We start from the raw sequence: 21,945 nt of genomic DNA on the forward strand, positions 1-21,945 counted from the left end.
ACTGCGCTCGGGTGTCGGAAAGAGCGTGATCGGCACGCCCCAGGGGACTTCCCGACCTGTCTTTCCGAGCGGGGTGCGGTGAAAGGTGGCGAGATCGGTGAAGTTGTGGTTCGTGATTGCGGCCTTGCGGCTGCGCGCCCCTGTGTTCCCGGGATGCTGCGCCATGAAATGCGCCCGCGCCCCGAAAGCTTCCGAGATCAGGTTGATCCCGGAAGTGGCGGAGATGTTGCGGATTTCGGCCGCGATGTCGTCAAGCGCCGTCTGGGTGCGGGCATAGACGGCCACGGTCATGTGGTGCTCGCCGAAGATCAGGCGTTTGGATTCCAGATCGTCCTGCGCGAGTTCCAGTTCCTGGGCGAGACTGACGGCTCCGTCATTGGCGGCCTGCATTAGCCGCAGCTGCCGCTTGATCCGGCCCGCCATGATGTTGGCGTTGATCGGCACAAAAGAGTGCGTGACCACCATGTCGACGGGCAGATTCAACTCGTCGAGCATCAGGCTATCGGTCTTGGCCGGGTAGTTCTTCACCGCAAAGATCGCCCCGAGCTTGTCGCCGACGGCACCGTCCGAGAGTGCGATGGTCGTGCCGCGGAAGGTGACGCGCGTATTGGCTACGTCCTCGGCGATCACACCGAGGCGCGACCGGGGGAAAAGCGGGGACTCCTCGCCCGTGTTGAGTGAACCGAGGAAGCCCAGAAGCTCGCCGGTGCTTGCGGCCAGCGGGCGGGGCTTCAGCTCATCGAAGGAGGACAGCAGAAACCCCACAACCTCGTCGAGCTTGCGCAAGCGGCGGGTGGTGTCGGCCGCATGTCGCGAGCGAGACGCCCCCAGACCGAAGGGCAGACGGCTGCTCGCCTCGGGGCGCTTCAGCACGGTCAGAGTCAGCGTCTTGTCGCGCAAACTCGCGCGGCCGAGATGCGCGTGCCATCGTTTGTCGACGGCGGCCGCAAACCCTTCGCCCGGAACGGGCGGCAGGGTCACGTCGACCGCTTTCGAGACCTTGTGCAAGTAGAATGAGAACTCGGTCCCGACCTGCGCCACGATGCCAGCCAGCAACCCTCCGATCCGGTCGAGATGCCCGTCCTCGCTCGTGGTGCTGTTCACCCCCTCGAGCCGGATGCATTGCATCAGCTCGTTGCCGCGTGTCCGGATCGTTCGGTCGTTCACGAGGCTCACATAAGGCAGCATCATTGAGAGCCGCTTCTCGCCCTTGACCCATGCGGGTAGCGCGGTCAGCGGATCGATGGCGTTCTCAATCTCATCGGCAATTCCATCACGGGGCATAGCTGTCGCCTCCATGCAGCTTGCGGTTCGTCGTGGGCGGGGTTTCCTGCAGGGTGATCACCAGGACATCGAGGAAGTTCGGATCCCAGTCCGCGGCCTTCCAGAGCGCCGGCCAGGCCAGCCCCGCGAAAACAGCCACCACCCAGCTCTGCACCCAGAGGAACAGAAGCGTCGAGCCGAAGAGCCAGACCATGGCGTACATGATCGGCAAGCCCATCAGCTTGGGTGGCCTGAGAAGGCCGATGAACACGCGGGACTGGTCAGCCATGGCCAAGAACTCCGGGATTGCTCAGGTGGTCCAGATGGCGGCGACGATGGTGGGTGCTGCGGCGATGCCCGCGATTGCAACCACGACCCAAAGCGCCTGACGAAAGTCGAGGATGCCAAAGAGCCAGGAAAGAAACACACCGATCAGTGCGAGCGTGCCAATCACGATGCCCAAGGGACCGGTGATCGCATCGACAATGCCTTGAAGCAGGGTCTGTACCGGCGAGAGGTCGATGCTTTGCGCAAGCGCTGGACCCGCCAGCACGATAAGGGCCGTCGCGCCGAGCGCGACGATCGCCCGCGTGCGGAGCACGCTTTGACGTTTCCTCGATGTCATGAAAGATCTCCTCTGAGCCGCTCAAACACGGCAGTCACACGGGCCACATGCCCTTGGGTTTCTCGAAAAGGGGGGATGCCGCCGTGGCGTGTGACCGCCTCAGGGCCAGCGTTGTACGCGGCAAGGGCCAGAGAACCCTCACCGAACTGGTCGAGCATCATCAGCAAGTAGCGGGCTGATCCGTCGAGGTTCTGCGCAATGTCATGTGGGTCCACGCCGAGGTCGCGGGCGGTATCCGGCATAAGCTGGCCAAGGCCTATGGCACCGACAGGGCTACGTGCAGCCGGATTGTATGCGCTCTCGACTTCGATATTGGCCCGGTAAAGGAGCGCCCAATCAGTGACTGAAAGCCCTGCGCGACGCAGCGCACCATGCCCGGCATACCGCAGAGCCGTGGTCTCGATCGCATGGAGGATTTCTGGGGTGGCGCGGGCGGCGGATCGAGCCGGGATCGCTGTCTCGCTCGTTGCGTCAGGAACGCGAGGTTCTGCGAAGAGAAAAAGGCGCCCGTTTGCCTCTTGAGAAGAGGAAATCAATTGGCCGTCTGGGCCAACCGAAAAGATGAAACCGTCGGCCAGGGCCGGGGGCGCGGAACAAACGCCTGTACCCAAAGCAACGACGAGCGCAGTCGCGCGGTCAGCTGCCTTTGACCGGAGGCGCGGCGTGGCGCTCGCGGCCACCTTCTTCAAGTGGGATGCTAGCGGTCGTACAGCCCATGTCGGCCAGGAAACTGACAAGGCCAACGATGGTTTTGAAGTCGCGGAGCTTGAGGACGCTTCGGCTGGTGACGAGCATCTTATCGTCACGCTCATCAGTGGCGACGGCGCGGATGACCCACGAGCCGTACCAGCTGTTATGGCGCTTCTCTGCTCTCTCCTTGCAGACCACCTCAATGAGGTAGCCCTCGGCGAGCAAGCCGCGCAGTCCGTCTTCTGTAACCACATTCGGGGCTTCTTCAATCATGGCCTTCCCTTGGGTCCTTGTTCTGCCTGGGTGCAGTATCAGGCCCACGGGGTCGCAACACCGTGAGCGATACAAAACAACATTAATGATAGCAAGACAATAATAACGTGTTGACGAAGTTCGCCTTGCTCCGATAACGGTGATAGCCGACAGAATGATAATCTTAAAGGCGGCAAAGGAGTTTTGCCCTGCGGCTGTTTATTGCGCGCAACGCACCGTTGCTGTTCGCGTTCCTGCTTGGAAGCATGCCGATAGCCGCGGCAGCAGATTGCGTACCTCCCGAACGACCGTTCTTGCCTCAGTCGCAAGACGACATGCGTGCCTACGCCGATCTGATCAGAAGCGATTTCGAGACCTACATTGCCGATGTGCAGGACTACTTTCGTTGTCTCGACGCCGAGCGCGCTCGCGCCTTTGTTGAGGCGAGGGAGGTCAGTGATGACTACGCCAGGTTCCTGAATGCTCTCGAGTAAGCGACTACGGGTTTGTGCCGCCAGTAGAAATCAACCGTTAGACCAACGCTCCGTCAGTCTCTAACGCAATGATGTTTTTCAAGCGGGCGATCATGTCGTCACCGCTTGCGACATCCGCGCTCGCACATTCATTGATCGATTAGGATTTCAGCAGTTTGTTCAGACTTCTACGAAGAATGTATGAAAAATTGGCCCACACGTTTTGGTGACTTGCCGACATTTTGTTTCAGCAATACAGCTTCAAAAATGATGTACAGGATTCGGGCCTTTTTTGGGATACTCCAGATTGCCTCCATATTGGTGGCAGTGACCCTGATGCCGTCCAATGCATCAGCCATGGTTTCGTGCTCTGTTGAACAACTCGCCCAGGAGTCTTCAAACGAGCGCCACCATCATGAAACGGACATTCCGGCTGCAGATATCGACCATGGAGCAGACCACTGTGCGTCACATATCTGCGTGGTCGGAGACTTCGTAGGTGCCGAAAGTTGCACAAAGCAGTCCGCTAATGTTTCCCTCCGGTCCTGGGATATTGCGTCCCTAGTCCGTTCGGCCACACCCGAAGGTTTGCGGCGCCCTCCTCGCGCCTGATGCACCTGTAGCCGCAGTTTGACTGCGACCATCTGCATCTGACATTTCGAGGAAATCTAAGTGAAAATTCTGCTTGCGGCATCCTTGCCGCTGTTCGGGGCCGCCTGCTCGGCGCTTCCTGAACTTGAAACCGTGCCAGCGCTTACGGCGGCGGTTACATCGCCTGTGGTCGCGTCTGCGCAACCCGGGCCTGTTGTTGCTTACGCGGGCTACTCGGTCGGAGAACCGGCCGAATGGCGGACGCTGAATGATGAACAACGGGAGGGTGGCGAATGAAACTGCCTCTTCTCATGGGGTCCATGTTGCTGGTGTCCGCCTGCGCCAGTCCTGCCGTTCTTGAGCGCGCAAAACCAGATCGCGCGGGCTTTGGCAGTGTCGAGACGGGTGCACGCCAGGCTCTAGGGGCCACACCGATCTGGAACCTGTCTGCCGCGGACCTTGAGGAAACGCGCAAGAGGGTTCACGCCATGGTGCATGGTAAGACCGTCAGCGCCGACACCGCAGTGCAGGTTGCCCTGATAAACAGTCCCGCACTTCAAGCCAGCTTCGCTGAGCTAGGTCTGTCCTCAACTGACTTATGGGAAGTGGCTATGGGGCCGGTGCCCTCGATCGGTGTGTCAATCTCCGGGTTGGCTGGCGATGTCACTCGCACACTTGAGGCAACATTAATCAACTCCCTGCTCGACGTGGCAACATCCGCACCGCGGACCCAACTTGCGGAGATTCGCTTCAGACAATCCGAACTTGCTGCGCTCGCCGACACGATAGACTTGGCCGTTGAAACCCGCCGGGCCTGGATTGAGGCGGTTGGCGCTTTCGAAGCCGCTGCACTGATCGCTCAAACTCAGGGCACTGCCGAGGCAGCGTCCGAACTTGCTGTGCAACTGGGCCGTACCGGCGCGATGAGCAAGGCCGATCAAGCAAGAGAGCATGCCTTTACTGCTGAGCTTGCCGCCGAACGTGCAGCCGCCCAATTGGAGGCGCAATTGGCCAAAGAAAAACTGCTTCGGCTGATGGGGCTTTGGGGTAGCGACACCACTGTATTCGTGCCGGACTCGCTGCCCGCCTTGCCTGGTGGCCCGCGCGTTGCAGGAAATATCGAACAGCTGGCACTGGCAAACCGCGTAGACCTGGCATCTGGAAAGCTGGAACTCGAGGCGCTCGCGCTGGACTACCGTCTGACCGGGCAAACCCGTATGGTCTCGGACGTCCAGTTGGTGGCTGGTTTCGACCTGGAACGTGCAGCCGGAGAAACCGAGGCCAATCCAGCGCTTGCTCTAGATTTCGAGATCCCGCTCTACGACACCGGTCCGCTGGTGTCGAAGCGTGGCCGCATGGCCTATCTGCAGGCAGCGAACAGGCTGGCCCAGCAGGCCGTCGATGCGCGTTCGGACGCACGCATGGCCTATAGGGCCATCACCGGTCGCCATAGCATCGCGCGGCATTGGCGCGACTCTGTTTTGCCTCTGCGACGCCAGATCGATGACGAAGCGCTGCTGTCCTACAACGGCATGCTGACCTCGACCTTTGAATTGATCGCTGATGCCCAGGAGGGGCTCGCTTCGCGCCTCTCTGCCGCAGAAGCGAAACGTGACTACTGGCTTGCCGAAACAGACGCGACCGTGGCGATTTGGGGCGGGGCAATTACTCTGACCGGAGGTAGCGAAGAATGATGAACCGTCGTCAATTACTGGGCGCGGGATTGACCGCGAGCGCTGGAGCTGTGCTGGCGAACGCCGGGGCCGCGCAAACACGCTTTCGCGATCTGCCCGAGGCCGCCTTTACCGACAGCCCCTATACACAAGTTCCCCCAAGGCCTTCGGATCGGTTCGACTACAACCCCGTTGTAACACTGAACGGATGGTCTTTGCCGTATCGCATGAACGGAGATGTAAAGGAGTTCCACCTCGTTGCAGAGCCTGTTGAAAGGATTATGGCGGACGGGATGATTGCGCGGCTCTGGGGCTACAATGGCCAATCCACCGGACCCACAATCGAAGCGGTCGAAGGCGAGCGGGTGCGTATTTACGTAACCAACCGTCTTCCGGAACATACCAGCGTGCATTGGCACGGACTGATCCTGCCATCGGGAATGGATGGAGTTGGTGGTTTGTCGCATCCCGGCATCCCGCCGGGTAAGACCTTCGTCTACGAGTTCGACCTCATCAAGTCCGGCACCTTCATGTACCACCCGCATGCGGACGAGATGGTACAGATGGCCATGGGCATGATGGGGCTCTTCATCGTGCATCCGCGCGACACGGCGTTCATGCCGGTGGACCGGGATTTCGCGTTCCTCCTTGCGGCCTATGACATCGACCCGGGGACCTACATCCCGCGCGTGGCCGAGATGACCAATTTCAACATGTGGACCTGGAACAGCCGGATCTTCCCGGACATCGATCCTCTGGTGGTCAACAAGGGGGACCGCGTCCGTGTGCGTTGTGGCAACCTGACGATGACCAACCACCCAATTCACATGCATGGCTATGACTTTCAGGTCACCTGTACTGACGGAGGCTGGGTGCCGGAAAGTGCCCGTTGGCCCGAGGTCTCGATCGACATTCCTGTAGGCGCCATGCGCGCCTACGAGTTCGACGCGATTCACGAAGGTGACTGGGCGATCCACTGCCACAAGTCGCACCACACCATGAATGCTATGGGCCACGACATCCCTACATTTATTGGCGCCGACAAGTCCCGCCTGACCCAAATGATCCGCCGCCAGCAGCCTGGCTACATGCCGATGGGCACGGCGGGTATGGCGGATATGGGCGAGATGTCGATGGAGATCCCCGAGAACACCGTGCCGATGATGACCGGATGGGGGCCGCATGGCCCATTGGAAATGGGTGGCATGTTTAGCGTGGTGAAGGTTCGCGAGGGCATCGACCGCGACGATTACAGCGATCCTGGCTGGTACGACAACCCGCCCGGAACACAGGCCTACGAATGGACGGGCGAGCTGCCCGAACATGCATACAACACCAGTCCGAAAACCGTGATCACGCCGCGCGGCGGCGTGCGGCAGGGCTGATGCCAGAGCACAGGAGAAACACGCTCATGAAAACTGCACTTTTGACATTGGGGCTGGCCCTGATTCCCGCCCTCGCAATTGCGGACGCCGGGCACGGCAACGGTCAAATGGCCATCGGCATGCCTGCGATGCATGGCCATGAACCCACGCGAACCATCGATGTGATAATGCGTGAGGACTACGACAAGGACGCACCGTTCGTCTTCGAACCCTCCTCGGAAATGACTTTTTCTGAGGGTGAAACCGTGCGCCTGCGCATCACGAACATGGGTGAGGAAACCCACGAGTTCGTGATGGATTCGATGGCACAAAACGCTGAACACAAAGAGCTGATGGCCAAGTTCCCTGAGATGGAACATGACGACCCTAACGCTGTGCGCCTTGAACCAGGTGAAGAGGCGGAGATCCTTTGGACTTTCAACAAGGCCGGCAACTTCGAATTCGCCTGCCTGCTGCCCGGCCACTATGAAGGCGGCATGCACGGCGCCCTTACTGTCAACTGATCTCAAATCAAAGGAAACCAATCATGACCAAATTTTTGACGCTCGCCGCTGCCCTTCTGATGACCGCTGGAACTGCAATTGCTGCTAGCGATAGTGCCATGTCCTCGGGCACGGTGACCAAGATCGATGCCAAGTGGAACAAGATTACTGTCGACCATGGCCCGCTGGAAAACCTCGACATGCCAGCAATGAAAATGGTCTTCGTTCTCGCCGATCCCGCGATGCTGGAAGGGCTGAGTGAAGGCGCACAGATCAACTTCGTTGCCGACCGTGTGAATGGCAAGCTGACTATTACAGAGCTGGTGCAGTAACTACAGGTCGCGCGCCCTGTCTCGCAGGGCGCGCGATTTCATTCGTCGTCGGAGATCATGAGAAAGTTGCGTCGTCTACGACAGAAAGATCCGCAAGAATTGGACAATCCGGTCGGTGATCGCCAGCACACTGGTGCACGAGAGACGAAAGAGTTTCTTTCATCGACATGAGTTTAGAGATCTTTTCATCAATCTGGCGCAGGTGCACCTCTGCGACGGCCTTTACCTGCGCACTTTCTCGATTGTCATCGTTATAGAGCGCCAAAAGCGTACGGCAGTCTTCGATTGTAAATCCCAAGGCTCGCGCTCGTCCGATGAATGCCAGCTTATGAAAATCGATCTCTCTGAAGCTTCGATACCCGTTTGCAGCGCGCAAAGGTGTTACTAGACCGATATCCTCATAGTAGCGAATGGTCTTGGCCGGCACTCCTGACCGCTCGGCAACATCACCAATGTTCATTTCTGCCTCCTCTCACTCGGCCGGGACGGGGGCGAAGTCCTCCACCCGCCCAGACTCTTGGCGCTCGTCCATCGCCGGTCTTACGCGCCGCAGCCGCAAGGCGTTCGTCAAGACAAAGACCGAGCTAAGTGCCATCGCACCGGCAGCGACGACCGGTGACAGCAGCACGGCGAAACTCGGATAAAGCGCTCCGGCGGCCAAGGGTATCAAAGCCACATTGTAACCAAAGGCCCAACCAAGGTTCTGTTTGATGTTTCGCATGGTGTGTCGCGAGATCTCGAAAGCGTTCACAACGCCGCGAAGATCACCGGACATCAATACGACATCTGCGCTTTCGATCGCCACATCCGTGCCAGTGCCGATGGCGATGCCAACATCCGCGTGGGCGAGCGCGGGTGCATCGTTGATGCCATCGCCAACAAAGGCCAATGTGCCCTGCTGGCGCAGATTTTCCAGTGCCGCCACCTTGCCGTCGGGCAAGACCCCCGCGATCACGTGGTCGATACCAGTCTCTTCGGCAATTGCTTCTGCCGTTTCGCGTTTGTCGCCGGTAATCATTGCCACCTTCAAACCCAGACTGTGCAGTGCGGCAATCGCGGCTCGGCTCGAGGGTTTGACCGGATCGGCGACGCCAATCGCAGCCACCGCCTTGCCATTGATTGCGGCGAAGAGTGCGGTGCGACCTTGCCGTGCGAGCATAGTTTCAGCCTCTGCGAGTTCACCAAGATCGATCCCTTCGCGCTGCATCATTCGGTCAGCTCCGACAACAACCTCGGCCCCGTCAACGATGGCGCGCACGCCATACCCTGTAATCGAAGTAAACGCGCTCGGTTCCGACAGTCTGATGTTTTCCGCCTGCGCGCCGCGCACGATAGCTTCGGCGATCGGGTGTTCTGATCTGGCTTCGACCGATGCGACTGCCGCAAGAACGGTGCAGCGCTCGGCTCCTTCCGCCAGCACAAGGTCGGTCAGCGCGGGACGTCCGGCGGTGACGGTGCCGGTCTTGTCCAGAGCGACAACCTTGACGTCCCCCAATGCTTGCAGAGCATCCCCCTTGCGGAACAACACGCCCATTTCAGCAGCGCGACCGGTCCCGACCATGATCGACGTCGGCGTCGCCAGTCCCATCGCGCAGGGACAAGCAATGATGAGAACTGAGACACCCGCGACCAGCGCATAGGTGAGGGCGGGATCAGGGCCGAATATTAGCCAGACAAGGATCGTCAAGGCGGCGAGGGTCATCACAGCGGGGACGAACCAAAGCGTGATCCGATCCACCAACCCTTGAATGGGGAGCTTGGCGCCCTGCGCATCTTCGACCATGCGGATGATTTGGGACAACGTGGTATCCGCACCAACACGCGTTGCTTTATAGGTCAGACTGCCCGCGCCATTGACCGTACCGCCCGTGACAGGATCACCAGCCGACTTGCCGACCGGCACGGGTTCCCCGGTGATCATGCTTTCATCGACATGGCTTTCGCCGTCCACAACCTCACCGTCCACGGCGAGTCGTTCTCCGGGGCGCACAACAATCAGATCTCCGGTGCGCAAGGCATCGATCTCGACCTCGACCGCATCGCCGTCACGCAAAATACGCGCCGTACGAGCCTGTAGGCCGAGCAGCTTCTCGATTGCAGCCCCTGTTCGCCCTTTCGCTCGCGCTTCGAGCCAGCGCCCGATCAGGATCAGGACCACGATGACCGCGGCGGCCTCGAAGTAGACAGCGCGGACGGCCTCGGGCATCAGCGACGGGAAGAACGTTGCGACAACTGAATAAAGATAAGCTGCGCCTGTGCCGACGGCGACCAGACTGTTCATGTCTGGAGCACCTTTCAGCAAGGCCGGAAACCCTTTCAGATAGAACTGTCGGCCGGGCCCAATGAGCACAGCCGTTGTGAGGATGAACTGGATCAACCAGCTGGCCTGCTGTCCTATGGTATTGTTGATCGCCATATGCACGGCCGGGATCAGGTGCCCGCCCATTTCCATCAGGAAAACCGGCAAAGCGAGTGCTGCGGCCAGTGCCACCCGGCGTGCCAACCCGCGCGCTTCCTCTTCTTTTCGCGAAGTGCGATCCTGTGTTGCCGTGGCCTCGGCCACGCTGGCTGGATATCCGGCTTGCTCGGATGCACGGATGAGGGCCACAGGGTCGGTCATGCCCTCAAGATATGTGATGCGCGCATTTTCCGCCGCAAGATTAACGTTGACCTCCAACACGCCGGGAACCAAGGCAAGTGCCTTGTCGACGCGCCCGACACAAGAAGCACATGACATGGACGCGATGTTCAGCGTCACGGATGCCGTTCGCGCTGGATACCCGAGATCTTTCAGGGCTTGGACCGCATCTTGCAGGTGGGGCGAACCATCCACGCTGAAACGCGCCGTCTCGTTCGCGAGGTTCACCGAGACATCGGATATTCCCCTCAACGCGGCTAGGCCCCGATCCACGTGCCCTACGCATGAGGCGCAAGACATTCCTTCAATCGAGAGCGTCACTTTGGATTGATCTGTCATTTCAGTCTCCTGGAATCCCATTTGACACCCCAAATAGGAGTTCCAGTGACTGGAAGGTCAATACCCAATTTGAACTTTCCTGGCTTCGCTTTAAAAATCTACGGAGACCCTTGACCTTCCCCCCACTGGAAGCCCCATCTGCACTGAACAAGCTGTCACAGAGGAGACATCGACATGAAATTCAACGTTCCCGACATGAGTTGTGGTCATTGCACCAGTACGATCGAAAAGGCGATCAAGGCAGCTGACGCAAATGCGAGCGTATCTTGCGACATTCCGGCCCGCACGGTTTCTGTTGAAGGTGCACTGTCAACAGAACGGCTGACGGCCCTGCTTCGTGAAGCTGGGTACGAAAATACCGTGACTGCCTAATCTATGGGTCATCGCACCCGTCGTGACGGGTGCGATGACCTAGCGATTTCTAGCGACGGATTTGCCTGGTTTTCTGAGGTTCCGCAGATCATGAGCGCGAAGGCAACAGGATGAGAGCACTGCCTAAGAGGCAAAGAAGAATGCCTGCAATGTCCCAGCGGTCCGGTCGGCTCCCCTCCACTAGCCACATCCAGATCATGGACGCCGCTATGTAGACGCCCCCGTAAGCTGCATATGCCCGACCGGCCATTTCGCTTTCTGCGCGCGTCAAAAGCCATGCGAAGAGTGCCAAACTTACCAGACCTGGCCCGACCAAAAGTGGCGAACGATCGAGCCGCAACCATGCCCAGAAAGCAAAACATCCGGCGATCTCGGCAAAGGCAGCAATAAGATACCAAAGGTAAGTCATCTTCTCGCCGCCTCTTTCAGTGGTAGGCCGTGCCTAGGTCTTTTGGTATGTAGGGGCTCCGGCTCATTCGCCTGCATCATTGCTCATCGGGCGTGATGTCAGAACCCACCGCAGAGTGCTAGTTTGCCGACGCCCGCACGTTGTCGACCAGTTCCGTGAGCTTATCGCTCTCCACGAAGCCTGGAACCAGATTGTCGCCGATCACAAATGAAGGCGTGCCACTGAAGCCGAGCGACTGCGTCAACCGCATCGAGGTCGCGATGTGCTCTTCAATTTCGGGGCGCTCCATGTCGGTTTGAAGGCGTTCGATGTCGAGACCAACTTCTTGTGCTATCCTGAGAACGCTTGCCTCTTCCGCCCGGCCGTTCATACCCATTAGGGCCCAGTGGAATGCCTCATACTTGCCTTGCAGCCGCGATGCGAGTGCAGCTTTGGTTGCAAACACTGACCCGTCCCCGAGAATTGGCCATTCGCGATAGACCAGACGCACATCAGGATCGGCCTCCAACAGAGCCTGAACTTCCGGCATAGCGCGTCGACAATATGGGCAGTTGTAATCGAAAAATTCGATAACGGTCACATCCCCATCGGGATTGCCGAGAACCGGTGCATTCGGGTCTTGCTCGAGCAATTGTCGCTGATCGCGCAAGACGGTTGCCTGCGCTTGTGCCTGGGCTTCGGCGTCCTGACGTTGAAGTATTTCGACTGCTTCCATGATGATTTGCGGATTCTCGCGGATAGCCTCATATACAAGTTCCTTGACCCGCGCTTCGTCCAGGTCTGCGGCCTGCACTGCCATTGGAAGTAAGGCAAATGACGATACGAGCATCAAATTTCTGAAAATCATGTCCATTATCCCTCTTGTTCTGCTGCTGTGCGTGCGGCCTGAGCATTGCGCTCTCGCTCTGGCCAGGTCGACTTAATGAAGCCGAGAATGTTCCAAATTTCCTGATCTGTGAGTTTGCCGGCGAAGCCCGGCATGCCACTATCGAAATCTGAGCCCTGTTGTCGCATCAGTTCCGCCCCCCCGAGCTTGGTGTAGGAGAACAAAATCTGGTCACTATGGTGCCAGGTATGACCGTTGCGATCATGCGGCGGCGCGGGCAGGCGGCCATCTGAACCAGGGCTTCGCCAGTCTGGTTGCCCTTCGAGATTGGCGCCATGGCAGGACGCACAGTTTTCAGAATAGAGAGCTTGCCCCAGTTCGATATTGACGTCGTCAAACGGGGAAGAACCCTGGGAGGCATTGCCGCTGAACCACCAGGTTGCACCTAGCCCAATCAGGCCAATGGATGAAATTACCGCCAGGTAAGCTGATCTCATGCGACCTCCAGCCACGTCATCATGCCGGATGCCGCGTGCGAGAGCATGTGACAGTGAAACAGCCACTTTCCCGGATTGTCGGCAACGAAGGCGATCTCGCGAGTCTCGCCACCGAACATCAGCAAGGTATCCCGCAGGGGACCAACTTCACCGCCCTCCAGCACCTCCCGGAAATGCATCCCGTGCAAATGCATGGCGTGGGGGAAGGATGTATCGTTGTAGATCTCCACTCGCGCTGTTTCACCGCGTGACAGGCTAGCCAGTGGCTTCTCGGTCATGCCCACGGTACCATTGAAAGCCCAGAACTGGTTCGCGTCGACCAGTTGGCGGAACGTTTTTCGCTCACCCTCAAGTATGGCTGCGTCAAGGTTGCCCATTGCCCCGCCTTCCATGTTGAGCCTGATGCGTCTCGCCTGCTCCAGTCCCGGCACATCCATATTAGGGTTCGGTGGCAGAACTTGGGGGACATCCCGCACAGCGGAGGCCAAAGTGCCGGTCACGCGAAACTCGGTTTGGGCAAATCCCTGGCCGTCTTCAAGCCGCACCAGATGAGCACTTTCCCCTTCATCCGCAATGACGTCGACAAACAAATCCGCTCGTTGGCCCGGCCCAAGGATGATCGGTTCGCTGATCTCACTCGGCGTCACCAGTGGCATTCCGTCGAACGCCATCACCCACCCCTTTAGACCTGACAGGCCCAAAACAAAGATCCTGGCATTTGCCGCGTTGATCAACCGAAGCCGCATCCGCTCACCCTGGCTCACGTTGAGCGTAGAATTGAAGCTTCCGTTGGTGGCGACAAAGTTGCCACGTCGGCCTGCATGGCTACGATCATGAACGGCTTCAAAATCTGGGTCGAGTTGTGCGGTCTCCGGGTTGAGGAGCCAATCGTCAAGAATAAGGACTTCATCGCGATCAACATCCGGGGCTATCGGTTCTTCGACGATCAACGCTCCGTAGAGCCCACGAGCGACCTGTTCGACGGAGCGATTATGCGCGTGAAACCAAAAAGTTCCTGCATCTGGAACGGCAAAATCGTAGTCGAAGGTTTCGCCTGTGGGGATGGCATCTTGGGTGAGCCCGGCCACGCCGTCCATCGCATTTGATATCCGCACGCCATGCCAGTGCAGGGACGTCGCCTGCGGCAACTTGTTGACGAGCCGACGTTGAAGACGCGCGCCCTGCCGAACACGGATCACGGGGCCAGGAAACTTTCCGTCATAGCCCCAAATCTCCGTCTTGGGGTAGTCCGGAGGGGCGAGTTGTACGGCGCCACTTTGCGCTGTCATCACCTGAAATTCAGGGGTGGCTGCTGATCCAGCCTTAGGGAAGACGCTCAACGCACTCATTGCCAACCCCGATTGAATGAATGCTCTTCTGGTGTGTGTCATTTCGTTCTCGTTTGTTGTGCGAGCCAGTTTTGGCTCACACATTGTCTCTATTGCAGTCACATGTCTTTATTAGCAGCGGCGCCCTCGCCCTGAGCGACCCGGTCGGCTCGAGGTTCGTCACCATCAAGCAAGTACACGGCCATCGCTTCCAGATCATCGGGGGACAAAAAGCGCGTATTGCCCTGCACGACCTCCACCATGCTGCCGCCGAAAGCGTCGCCTGACGGCGTCACGCCAGTACGCAACGCATAGGCGAGGTTGGAAACGGTCCAGCCGCGTTCCGCCAGTGAGTTCGGCGTGATCGAAGGCGCCTTGCTCCCCCCTGGCAATGCCTCATTTCCAGCAAAAACCGCGTCAAGCAGGCGCCCGCCTCCGATATTGCGTGGCGTGTGGCAAGCACCGCAATGTGCTGCACCTCGAACCAGCTCGCGACCGCGGTTCCATTGTGCGTTTTTCTCGTCAATGGGTTCCGTGGGTGGATCGTAGAGATAGGCCGCCCGCCATAGCTTCAGGCCCCATCTCTGATCGAAAGGAAACTTGACATCATGCTCAAGCGCTGCCTCGGCGACCGGTGGCACGGTCTGGAAAGCTGCCCAAAGGTCGGCAATGTCCTGATCCGTGAAATCCGCATAGAACGGATAGGAAAAAGCGGGATAATACGGCTCTCCGCTAGGACTAATGCCCTGGCGAACCGCCTTGGCGAACTGCTCAACCGTCCACCCCCCGATGCCGCTCTCTTTGTCTGTCGTCAGATTGGGCGGAAAAAACGTGCCAAAATCTGTCGCCAGCCCCGCGCCGCCTGCGAGTGCGGCGCCGCCAGCCTCTGAATTGGTGTGGCATGAAATGCACCCGGATACGCGAGCCAAATAGGCGCCGCGCTGGACATCACCCGTTTGCGTGATCGACGCGGGCACCTTGCCAATCGGCCAGATCACAAGGCCGCCGACCACAAGGGCGCCAAGCGCCCCTGCAGCAAAGACCAGTTTTTTCATCCGGCCCATCTTTACTTCGCCTCGTAGCGGAATTTCGCGTGACATGCCGAACATGTCTGGGTCACCATGTTGAATGCCCCATCTGCGGGCATCGAGGCATAGTCCATCATCGGGCTTCCTGACGAAGTTCCCATCATGGACGAAGCTCCCATCATGCCACCGGGGGATTGCGTGCCCATCATAGAGCCTGCATCCATTCCCGCCGCTGACGCCATAAGCCCGTTGTCGGCGGCTTTGGCAAGACCTTCGCTAACCACCTTGAGCTGCTCTGCGAGCGCACTGAATTCTTCCCAATCCGACCAGATCTCGGGCTTTGCTTCCGACGGTTTCCCAGCAGACCCTTCGGGAAACAATTCGGTCATGCCTTCGCTATGTTCGACAAAGACGCGTGCTCCCGCACGAACAGCTTCAGCATCATAGGTGATTTCACCACGCATCATCGGAGCCAGTTCTTTGACCGATTGCCCCATGGCCATCATGCCGTCCATGCGTTCCTTGACGACGCCTTCCGCGCCACCATGTGCAAATGCAGCTGCGGCCATTGTCGTTCCTGCCAAGAGGCCGATCATCAGTTTGCTTTTCATCGTTCCGTATCCTGTATTTCCATGCTTGATAGATTTAATTTGATGAGGCGTGGTTGCCCCTAGGTCAGGATAGGTGTTTGGGAGGCGGGGTGTCCCTTAGGACATTCCGGTTAGAAAAGCTCTGATCTGGATGTTCGCGAGGCAATTGCGACAAGTTGGTCGAAGCTCTCGGAGCTGATAAAATGACAATTACCATATTTTTCGAGCAGTCCGGCCCCGGATCGCAATGCCCGGGGAGAAGATTATCTGCATCTTCCTCATGAGAGGTCTGATGTTTTTGCGCACTTCGTTCGGAAACTTTGGCAGCGACCGTTTCATGGCCAATTGCATCGAGAGATCCCGCCGGGAGAACGACAAATAACGCAATCGAGACCAGCAGGAGAATCTGGATCGCGCTACGGAAGATGTTCAGCCTGACGACCAAAGTCAGTTGATCCCGTTCGCGCGCTGCAGTTCGCGCACGTATCCAGCAATCATCTTCACATCACCTTGGGTGAGGCCTTCAACGGGAGGCATATTGCCAAAATTCCAATGATGAGATTGGACGCCGTTTTGCGCCGCATTCAGGAACGCGGCATCGGAATGGTGGTTCGGCTCGTAGATTTTGTGAACAAGCGGAGGAGCGACCCCATTCTGGCCTGCGGCATTTTCACCATGACAGCTGGCGCATTTTGCCTCGAACGCGCGTTGCCCCATTTGGGCTTGCGGCGAAAACTCAGCGGGAATTATTACATTGGCAATGGGCGCGCCCTGAGGAATGCCGCTCGTGTCCGGCGGAACCATTGAGTGTCCTTGAGCGGTCTGCGCCGGGGCCGGCTGCAACGCTTGCCAACCGACCGCTCCAAGGCCGAGCACGAAGAACCCGCTAACGAACCATCCCCAGAAATTCATAGTGTTTTACTCTCCTGCATGTGATCCGTTCAGATCAACTTAACCTGCGTCCCGACCGGCGTGCGATCGAAGACCTCTTCTATATGTTCGTTGTAAAGGCCGATGCAGCCGTTTGATGATCGACGCCCGATTTTCCGCGTGTCTTGGGTTCCGTGGATCCGGTAGTATTGCCACGACAGATAGAGCGCACGCGTTCCCAGAGGATTGGAGGGATCTCCTCCAGGCACATAGGCTGGCCATTCCGGATTGCGTTCCCGCATTGAAGGGGTCGGCGCCCAACTTGGATTTTCCCGTTTCTCGACAACTTCTGTATACCCGCGCTTCGTCAATTCATCAGTCAAGGGAACAGAGGTCGGGTAAATCCGCATCTCTTCATCCTCTGTCCAGTGTTGGAGCACCTTTGTGACAGTATCCGAAATGATGATGCCCTTCCCGAGACGGTCAAAGTGATCACGCCAATTGTGGAGAACGAACGACGAGATATTGCGTCTTACCACACCAGCCTCTTCCGCCCGAAGAGTGTGGGGGGTCATCAAGAATGCGCCTGAAATTGCAATCAGGCTCCGCCTGTTCAAACTCGGTCTCTCTGCCATTTGTTCGTCCTTGGTTACTCAATTGGACGAGACAGGCATTGCTCAGATGGGGCTGAATCTCAACCGCAACAGGCCGCAAGATTTGTATCGAAGTGTATCCTTGACCTTCCAGCGGGAGATCAAGCTAAACAGGATGCGTTGACCAAAATCAGAGGTGGATTCCATGCAAGAGGATAGCGAGTCAGGTGGCAATCGCCACGGAAAGTTGATGCACTGGGGCATGATGGCTTGCTGTGCTGTCATGCTTCTACCCATCGCAGCTTTCCTGATTGGCGGAGGCACCGTCGCAGGCCTTTGGGCAAACGCTACCGTCTTTGCGCCTCTGGTGCTCTGCGTTGGCGCCCATTTTGTGATGCACAAGATGATGGGGCGTTCATGCCATGGAAGCAAAGAGCACAAGCAGACCGCCCCCCAGCCAGTGCCGATTGAAGATATGACCGACAGCGCCGTCCGGCGGTAAGTCGAAATGAGAACAAGAGCGCGGCTGGCGACTGTCTTCTTGGGAGCGATTTTCGTGAGCGCTTGTTCCGGCGGACCAGTCCTGTGCCCGACAAACCCGCCGCCAACTTTGTCGACAAAGTCACCAGAGCTGGAGCTGCCCAATGGATGTCGTCTGGCAGGGCCTATCTCCAACGGTGTGGGCCAGTTGGATTGTGTAAACGGCCGATCAGGCTTTGTTGCCACTCAAGTTCAAAGCCTGGAGATAGTGCGATGACCATCTGGCGCTCGCCAATCCGTCTTGCTTTCTGCGGTACCCTCGCTGCCGCAATGTTCTGGCTCTTGATCCCCTTTGCTGCAACGGCCGAGGTATCAGTCGCCCACAAGGTCACTGCGGTGGAAGCGCGGCTGATCTCCGCCGAGGATGCCGTTTCCGCCGAAGCTCAAACGCTCTCCGCCGGTCTGGATCTGAACCTTGCTGACGGATGGAAAACCTATTGGCGTTCGCCTGGCGAGGTTGGCATTCCGCCACAGATCGACTGGAGCGGGTCGACGAATGTCGCGGGCGTTGATTTCCTATGGCCTGCACCCGAGCGGTTCACTGCCTTTGGCATCGAAAACTTCGGCTATCATGATGAGGTTGTCTTTCCACTTCAGATCACCCTGAAGGATCCTGGGGAACCTGTCGAACTCAGAGCAAACGTCAAGCTCTTGACCTGCTCAGCAGTTTGTGTCCCCCAGGATTTTGACTTGGCACTTTCGTTGCCTCAGGGGAACTCAATCGATCAAGTCTCGGCTAATCGTATCGGGGCATTTCTCGCACGCGTTCCGGCGGAAGGAGGAGCGGCAGGCGTGACCGCCGCCACATCCCATATAAACGATGATTTCACCCGCCTAACGATAGAAATAGCTGCCACGACTGCCTTCAAAACCCCGGACGTCTTTCCTGAAATTGGTGATGGCAACACGTTGGGGAAGCCCGACATTCGCCTTGGGGCAAGCGGGCGAACGCTTTGGGCTGAATTCCCAATTCTTGCCTACATGGCAGATACAGACGCGCCGCCACGGGTAACCGTGACGGACGGGCCGGATCACGCCCTCACCGTCACGCCAGATCGGGCAACAACCGCCCCAACTCCCCCTTTCAGTATTGATCGGGTGGTCCCCGGCATTGATCAAGTGATCTGGATCGCCATCATCGCTTTTCTTGGGGGCTTGATCCTGAACGCCATGCCTTGCGTGCTTCCTGTTCTGTCGATCAAGTTATCTTCTGCCCTGAAATCCGAAGGACGCGGCAATGCCCAAGTCAGGGCAGGCTTCTTGGCCGCCGCCGCCGGAGTCATGGTCTTTATGTGGGCACTCGCGGCTGTTCTCTTCGCATTGCAAAAGATTGGCGTTGCCGTCGGTTGGGGGCTCCAGTTCCAGAGCCCAACGTTCCTGGTTCTGATGCTCCTGATCCTTGGTCTGTTCACCGCAAACCTGTTTGGACTGTTCGAATTCTCTTTGCCAGCCGCCCTGACAACGCGGTTGATGAAAGCAGGAGGTACGGCCGGTTATGGAGCGGATTTTGCCACCGGATTTTTCGGGGCGGTCATGGCTACTCCCTGCTCCGCGCCGTTTCTTGGAACAGCTATCGCATTCGCACTTGCGGGGCGGGTGATAGACATCGCTGTCGTTTTCACCTTTCTCGGGTTAGGTCTGGCCAGCCCATATCTGTTGGTGGCCATCGTGCCGAACGTTGTTCGGTTCGTGCCCAAGCCCGGCCGCTGGATGATCGCCTTGAAAGCCGGCCTTGGCATCCTCCTGATGGGTACCGCGGCATGGCTGTTCTATGTCCTGCTCGGCGTTGCTGGATCGCGCGCGGCCCTAACAGTTGCATCTCTCGGTGCGGTTATGCTCTTCATAGCGGCATCGCCCTGGGTGCCAAGATCTCTTCGCTGGCCCTTTGGGCTGGCGCTGGCGGCACTCGCGGTCGCGGCCGCGCCATTCTTGGCAACACCCGCCGCACCCGATGCCCAAGCAGGAAAAATTGCCTGGGTCACATTTGACCGCGGCGATATTGCCCGTCGAGTATCACGCGGAGAGGTCGTTTTTGTCGATGTAACCGCCGATTGGTGTTTGACCTGCAAAGCCAACAAGGCGCTCGTTCTTGAACGCGACCCGGTTCTTTCGGCATTGAACAGCTCTGGTGTCACGCCGATGCTGGCCGACTGGACCCGCCCAGATGACGCGATCACCCGTTTTTTGGAGACCAACAACCGTTACGGCATTCCATTCAACGCGGTTTATGGGCCGTCTGCTCCCGAAGGAATTACCCTATCTGAAATATTGTCGACTCAGGATGTTCTTGCTGCTCTGCACGCGGCGCGTCCGGGGGCCGCTCAAGCAACGCTCATCGAGGACGATGTGAAGGTTTCCAGATTTGGAAACACTTTGGAGCAAAGTGCCGACTGAGTAATTTCGCCTAAGCTGCGCATCAAGGACGCCGAGTCAGGCAGCATTTAACGCCCTGATTTAGATCAACCACACCATCTGGATAGCGTGTTATAATCACCTAGGAAGGACTCAAATCATGCGATCAAGGCCACATATCGATGTCAGAAGAGTGTCGCGTATTCGCGTCAGCTTCGTCCTGATATTGATCGGAGCCTTGTTTTTCGGTCTCATTGCCGATGGTTTGCATGCGCATGAGGGCGAGCCTGCCGGGTTAGAGACGCAGATTGTTCAGGTCACCGACGCAAATTCCTCCGTCCACGTTATTCTGGACGCGGATTGCGGAATTCATCCCGGTTGCGCCGCTGCTCTGATCCCTAACGGGCTTGTCAGCGCAGTAGTTTCGAACCGTAGCACGCGAATGGTAATGTCGTGGCGGCAATCGGCGTCTTTCGCCGATGACGAATTCATACACGTCCCCATTCTCTTCTGAGCATTCCAGTCAGCGAGGTAGCGAAGCGCCTCCCTTTCGGCTTTTACGCCAATCGTGACGCTTAGGTTTTTCGACAGGCTCGTAGTCTGGATGTCCGGATTCTACCTGACCGCGCTCCTCACTTCATTCGCTCCTATCAACCGTGGATCCGCCGGTTTTCTGCCCTCGCCACGGCCACCGCATGATCTCGACCAGATAAAGGTTCCAAAAATGAACATGTCGCCCCGCATCGCCTATACGCTCGCCACTTTGTTCGTGTCAGCACCAGCTTTGGCCGCTCCGCCTACGGTCTTCATTCCAGAGGGCAGCGCCAATTCAGTCCTGATGGTTCAGGCGGAGACTGGAAAAGTCCTGCGTCGGATCAATGATGTCGAGGCGGTCCACGGTCTCGCAGGCGCACCCGGCGTGCCGTATCTGGTCGCCGGCAGCTATTCGGAGATCCCGCGCGAGGATGTCGCGGCGCTAGAAAAGCCCTCCACCGTGTCTGCAGACGATCACGCCGCGCACCACGCACCAAAGGCCGCGCCAATGGGGCCACCCGATGCCGGGATCAGTCTTCTCTCGATTCTGGACGCAAAAAGTGGCGATATCCTGCGTCGGATAGAGGTGCCGGGTGCCGTACATCATACGGCAGTTTCCCCTGATGGACGCTTTGCCGTTGCGACCCATCCGGCAGGTGACGGAATATCGGTGATTGACCTGGCGACTTTCGGCATGACGGCATTTGTCCCGACTGGATCGATGCCGAACTATGCAGCGTTCGGAACTGATCCCAATCTCGTCTACGTCTCCAACACCGGTAACGGAACGATCAGCGAAGTAGACCTGTCGCGGGGTATCGTTCGTCGCAACTTCATTGCAGGTGACACCCCGGAACATACGGCGGTTTCGCCCGAAACTGATCGACTCTTTGTGGCAGACGCGGACGCAGGTCAGGTTCTGGAACTGTCTTTGAGTACCGGTGAAAAGCTGCGGACCTTCGAAATTGGCGGCGAGATTCATGGACTGGGGCTGTCAAATGATGGGGCAACTTTGTTCGTCGCGGGTAGGGGAGAGGACAAACTCGCCTCAGTTGCACTCGCTACCGGGGAAGTGCGCACAGCCACGCTTGCACCAGAACCCTACCACCTGACGGTAATTCCAGGCTCCGACATCCTTTATGTCTCAAGCCGTGCAGAGCCCGTGGTTTGGCTCATCGATACCAGCTCACTGCAAACGCGTGAAACAGTTTCTGTCGAAGGAGAAGGACATCAGATGGTGGCGCTTCCCTGAAGGGCTGCCGA

26 protein-coding genes are annotated in these 21,945 nt (G+C 58.1%); 11 read left to right on the top strand and 15 right to left on the bottom strand.

Features of this window, described 5'->3' with window-relative positions; genetic code table 11:
• The 5 genes from QMG28_RS17810 to QMG28_RS17830 form a co-directional block, all read right to left on the bottom strand.
• Positions 1-1,284, bottom strand: a 1,284-nt coding sequence (locus QMG28_RS17810; protein WP_491850074.1) for a VirB4 family type IV secretion/conjugal transfer ATPase, incomplete at its 3' end; no start/stop codon positions are given.
• Entirely contained in the window at positions 1,274-1,552 is a 279-nt protein-coding gene (locus QMG28_RS17815) for a VirB3 family type IV secretion system protein (protein WP_009574151.1), read from the bottom strand. The genes QMG28_RS17815 and QMG28_RS17810, both read right to left, overlap by 11 nt.
• Before the next feature lie 21 nt (positions 1,553-1,573).
• On the bottom strand, positions 1,574-1,888 hold the full coding sequence (locus QMG28_RS17820) for a TrbC/VirB2 family protein (protein ID WP_043872335.1): 315 nt from the start codon (positions 1,886-1,888) through the stop codon (positions 1,574-1,576).
• The gene (locus tag QMG28_RS17825) at positions 1,885-2,568 is read right to left on the bottom strand and encodes a lytic transglycosylase domain-containing protein (protein ID WP_043872336.1); all 684 of its coding nucleotides are present in this window, start codon (positions 2,566-2,568) and stop codon (positions 1,885-1,887) included. Before QMG28_RS17825 ends, QMG28_RS17820 begins: the two co-directional genes overlap by 4 nt.
• Complete coding sequence (locus tag QMG28_RS17830; RefSeq protein WP_009574148.1) at positions 2,525-2,851, bottom strand: hypothetical protein; 327 nt, start codon at positions 2,849-2,851, stop codon at positions 2,525-2,527. Before QMG28_RS17830 ends, QMG28_RS17825 begins: the two co-directional genes overlap by 44 nt.
• A gap of 218 nt (positions 2,852-3,069) precedes the next feature.
• Between QMG28_RS17830 and QMG28_RS17835 the strand changes: the two genes are divergently transcribed.
• The 6 genes from QMG28_RS17835 to QMG28_RS17860 all read left to right on the top strand — a co-directional run bounded on the left by QMG28_RS17835 (position 3,070) and on the right by QMG28_RS17860 (position 7,766).
• Positions 3,070-3,324: a hypothetical protein gene (locus tag QMG28_RS17835; protein ID WP_158664612.1), complete on the top strand. Its 255-nt coding sequence runs from the start codon at positions 3,070-3,072 to the stop codon at positions 3,322-3,324.
• Positions 3,325-3,975: 651 nt separating this feature from the next.
• Positions 3,976-4,191, top strand: coding sequence for a hypothetical protein (locus QMG28_RS17840; protein ID WP_066707477.1), 216 nt, complete (start codon positions 3,976-3,978; stop codon positions 4,189-4,191).
• Positions 4,188-5,588 (top strand): TolC family protein, encoded by a 1,401-nt coding sequence (locus tag QMG28_RS17845; protein WP_281843678.1) that lies wholly within the window; start codon positions 4,188-4,190, stop codon positions 5,586-5,588. Before QMG28_RS17840 ends, QMG28_RS17845 begins: the two co-directional genes overlap by 4 nt.
• Positions 5,585-6,952: a multicopper oxidase family protein gene (locus QMG28_RS17850; RefSeq protein WP_074646437.1), complete on the top strand. Its 1,368-nt coding sequence runs from the start codon at positions 5,585-5,587 to the stop codon at positions 6,950-6,952. Before QMG28_RS17845 ends, QMG28_RS17850 begins: the two co-directional genes overlap by 4 nt.
• Before the next feature lie 26 nt (positions 6,953-6,978).
• The gene (locus tag QMG28_RS17855) at positions 6,979-7,455 is read left to right on the top strand and encodes a cupredoxin domain-containing protein (protein WP_009574143.1); all 477 of its coding nucleotides are present in this window, start codon (positions 6,979-6,981) and stop codon (positions 7,453-7,455) included.
• Between the two features lie 23 nt (positions 7,456-7,478).
• Positions 7,479-7,766, top strand: a complete 288-nt coding sequence (locus QMG28_RS17860) for a copper-binding protein (protein ID WP_009574142.1) — start codon at positions 7,479-7,481, stop codon at positions 7,764-7,766.
• A gap of 55 nt (positions 7,767-7,821) precedes the next feature.
• Here QMG28_RS17860 and cueR read toward each other — a convergent pair whose 3' ends face one another.
• Positions 7,822-8,226, bottom strand: coding sequence for a Cu(I)-responsive transcriptional regulator (cueR, locus tag QMG28_RS17865; protein WP_009573646.1), 405 nt, complete (start codon positions 8,224-8,226; stop codon positions 7,822-7,824).
• Between the two features lie 12 nt (positions 8,227-8,238).
• Positions 8,239-10,743, bottom strand: coding sequence for a heavy metal translocating P-type ATPase (locus QMG28_RS17870; protein WP_281843679.1), 2,505 nt, complete (start codon positions 10,741-10,743; stop codon positions 8,239-8,241).
• Positions 10,744-10,917: 174 nt separating this feature from the next.
• Between QMG28_RS17870 and QMG28_RS17875 the strand changes: the two genes are divergently transcribed.
• The gene (locus QMG28_RS17875) at positions 10,918-11,115 is read left to right on the top strand and encodes a heavy-metal-associated domain-containing protein (RefSeq protein ID WP_009573644.1); all 198 of its coding nucleotides are present in this window, start codon (positions 10,918-10,920) and stop codon (positions 11,113-11,115) included.
• A gap of 88 nt (positions 11,116-11,203) precedes the next feature.
• Here the strand turns inward: QMG28_RS17875 and QMG28_RS17880 are convergent, their stop codons facing one another.
• The 8 genes from QMG28_RS17880 to QMG28_RS17915 all read right to left on the bottom strand — a co-directional run bounded on the left by QMG28_RS17880 (position 11,204) and on the right by QMG28_RS17915 (position 17,298).
• Positions 11,204-11,524 (bottom strand): YnfA family protein, encoded by a 321-nt coding sequence (locus QMG28_RS17880; protein ID WP_009573643.1) that lies wholly within the window; start codon positions 11,522-11,524, stop codon positions 11,204-11,206.
• 118 nt (positions 11,525-11,642) lie between these two features.
• Complete coding sequence (locus tag QMG28_RS17885; RefSeq protein ID WP_040402930.1) at positions 11,643-12,371, bottom strand: DsbA family protein; 729 nt, start codon at positions 12,369-12,371, stop codon at positions 11,643-11,645.
• Between the two features lie 5 nt (positions 12,372-12,376).
• Positions 12,377-12,847 carry a c-type cytochrome gene (locus tag QMG28_RS17890; protein ID WP_009573641.1) on the bottom strand — a complete coding sequence of 157 codons (471 nt, stop codon included), beginning with the start codon at positions 12,845-12,847 and terminating at the stop codon, positions 12,377-12,379.
• Complete coding sequence (locus QMG28_RS17895) at positions 12,844-14,238, bottom strand: multicopper oxidase family protein (RefSeq protein WP_009573640.1); 1,395 nt, start codon at positions 14,236-14,238, stop codon at positions 12,844-12,846. The genes QMG28_RS17890 and QMG28_RS17895 overlap by 4 nt, the downstream gene beginning before the upstream one ends.
• A 56-nt stretch (positions 14,239-14,294) precedes the next feature.
• On the bottom strand, positions 14,295-15,239 hold the full coding sequence (locus QMG28_RS17900) for a c-type cytochrome (RefSeq protein ID WP_066707480.1): 945 nt from the start codon (positions 15,237-15,239) through the stop codon (positions 14,295-14,297).
• A gap of 2 nt (positions 15,240-15,241) precedes the next feature.
• The gene (locus QMG28_RS17905; protein ID WP_066707483.1) at positions 15,242-15,814 is read right to left on the bottom strand and encodes a c-type cytochrome; all 573 of its coding nucleotides are present in this window, start codon (positions 15,812-15,814) and stop codon (positions 15,242-15,244) included.
• A 426-nt stretch (positions 15,815-16,240) separates the two neighbouring features.
• Positions 16,241-16,705, bottom strand: a complete 465-nt coding sequence (locus QMG28_RS17910) for a c-type cytochrome (RefSeq protein WP_066707486.1) — start codon at positions 16,703-16,705, stop codon at positions 16,241-16,243.
• Between the two features lie 29 nt (positions 16,706-16,734).
• Positions 16,735-17,298: a L,D-transpeptidase gene (locus QMG28_RS17915; protein ID WP_066707488.1), complete on the bottom strand. Its 564-nt coding sequence runs from the start codon at positions 17,296-17,298 to the stop codon at positions 16,735-16,737.
• Positions 17,299-17,461: 163 nt separating this feature from the next.
• Between QMG28_RS17915 and QMG28_RS17920 the strand changes: the two genes are divergently transcribed.
• The 4 genes from QMG28_RS17920 (at position 17,462) to QMG28_RS17935 (ending at position 21,934) form a co-directional block, all read left to right on the top strand.
• Positions 17,462-17,758 carry a DUF2933 domain-containing protein gene (locus QMG28_RS17920; RefSeq protein ID WP_066707491.1) on the top strand — a complete coding sequence of 99 codons (297 nt, stop codon included), beginning with the start codon at positions 17,462-17,464 and terminating at the stop codon, positions 17,756-17,758.
• Positions 17,759-18,009: 251 nt separating this feature from the next.
• The gene (locus QMG28_RS17925) at positions 18,010-20,190 is read left to right on the top strand and encodes a protein-disulfide reductase DsbD family protein (protein WP_281843680.1); all 2,181 of its coding nucleotides are present in this window, start codon (positions 18,010-18,012) and stop codon (positions 20,188-20,190) included.
• A gap of 151 nt (positions 20,191-20,341) precedes the next feature.
• On the top strand, positions 20,342-20,662 hold the full coding sequence (locus QMG28_RS17930; protein WP_143093135.1) for a hypothetical protein: 321 nt from the start codon (positions 20,342-20,344) through the stop codon (positions 20,660-20,662).
• Between the two features lie 90 nt (positions 20,663-20,752).
• Positions 20,753-21,934: a YncE family protein gene (locus QMG28_RS17935; RefSeq protein ID WP_281843681.1), complete on the top strand. Its 1,182-nt coding sequence runs from the start codon at positions 20,753-20,755 to the stop codon at positions 21,932-21,934.
• Positions 21,935-21,945: the final 11 nt, after the last annotated feature.

It is taken from the genome of Sinisalibacter aestuarii (genome assembly GCF_027923545.1).
GTDB lineage: Bacteria > Pseudomonadota > Alphaproteobacteria > Rhodobacterales > Rhodobacteraceae > Sinisalibacter > Sinisalibacter aestuarii.

Bases quoted from the DNA above. Each gene is read 5' to 3' on its own strand.
- QMG28_RS17815 (WP_009574151.1), bottom strand. From the start codon at position 1,552: ATGGCTGACCAGTCCCGCGTGTTCATCGGCCTTCTCAGGCCACCCAAG.
- QMG28_RS17820 (WP_043872335.1), bottom strand. From the start codon at position 1,888: ATGACATCGAGGAAACGTCAAAGCGTGCTCCGCACGCGGGCGATCGTC.
- QMG28_RS17830 (WP_009574148.1), bottom strand. From the start codon at position 2,851: ATGATTGAAGAAGCCCCGAATGTGGTTACAGAAGACGGACTGCGCGGC.
- QMG28_RS17845 (WP_281843678.1), top strand. From the start codon at position 4,188: ATGAAACTGCCTCTTCTCATGGGGTCCATGTTGCTGGTGTCCGCCTGC.
- QMG28_RS17850 (WP_074646437.1), top strand. From the start codon at position 5,585: ATGATGAACCGTCGTCAATTACTGGGCGCGGGATTGACCGCGAGCGCT.
- QMG28_RS17855 (WP_009574143.1), top strand. From the start codon at position 6,979: ATGAAAACTGCACTTTTGACATTGGGGCTGGCCCTGATTCCCGCCCTC.
- QMG28_RS17860 (WP_009574142.1), top strand. From the start codon at position 7,479: ATGACCAAATTTTTGACGCTCGCCGCTGCCCTTCTGATGACCGCTGGA.
- cueR (WP_009573646.1), bottom strand. From the start codon at position 8,226: ATGAACATTGGTGATGTTGCCGAGCGGTCAGGAGTGCCGGCCAAGACC.
- QMG28_RS17870 (WP_281843679.1), bottom strand. From the start codon at position 10,743: ATGACAGATCAATCCAAAGTGACGCTCTCGATTGAAGGAATGTCTTGC.
- QMG28_RS17875 (WP_009573644.1), top strand. From the start codon at position 10,918: ATGAAATTCAACGTTCCCGACATGAGTTGTGGTCATTGCACCAGTACG.
- QMG28_RS17880 (WP_009573643.1), bottom strand. From the start codon at position 11,524: ATGACTTACCTTTGGTATCTTATTGCTGCCTTTGCCGAGATCGCCGGA.
- QMG28_RS17885 (WP_040402930.1), bottom strand. From the start codon at position 12,371: ATGATTTTCAGAAATTTGATGCTCGTATCGTCATTTGCCTTACTTCCA.
- QMG28_RS17890 (WP_009573641.1), bottom strand. From the start codon at position 12,847: ATGAGATCAGCTTACCTGGCGGTAATTTCATCCATTGGCCTGATTGGG.
- QMG28_RS17895 (WP_009573640.1), bottom strand. From the start codon at position 14,238: ATGACACACACCAGAAGAGCATTCATTCAATCGGGGTTGGCAATGAGT.
- QMG28_RS17900 (WP_066707480.1), bottom strand. From the start codon at position 15,239: ATGGGCCGGATGAAAAAACTGGTCTTTGCTGCAGGGGCGCTTGGCGCC.
- QMG28_RS17905 (WP_066707483.1), bottom strand. From the start codon at position 15,814: ATGAAAAGCAAACTGATGATCGGCCTCTTGGCAGGAACGACAATGGCC.
- QMG28_RS17910 (WP_066707486.1), bottom strand. From the start codon at position 16,705: ATGAATTTCTGGGGATGGTTCGTTAGCGGGTTCTTCGTGCTCGGCCTT.
- QMG28_RS17915 (WP_066707488.1), bottom strand. From the start codon at position 17,298: ATGGCAGAGAGACCGAGTTTGAACAGGCGGAGCCTGATTGCAATTTCA.
- QMG28_RS17920 (WP_066707491.1), top strand. From the start codon at position 17,462: ATGCAAGAGGATAGCGAGTCAGGTGGCAATCGCCACGGAAAGTTGATG.
- QMG28_RS17925 (WP_281843680.1), top strand. From the start codon at position 18,010: ATGACCATCTGGCGCTCGCCAATCCGTCTTGCTTTCTGCGGTACCCTC.
- QMG28_RS17935 (WP_281843681.1), top strand. From the start codon at position 20,753: ATGTCCGGATTCTACCTGACCGCGCTCCTCACTTCATTCGCTCCTATC.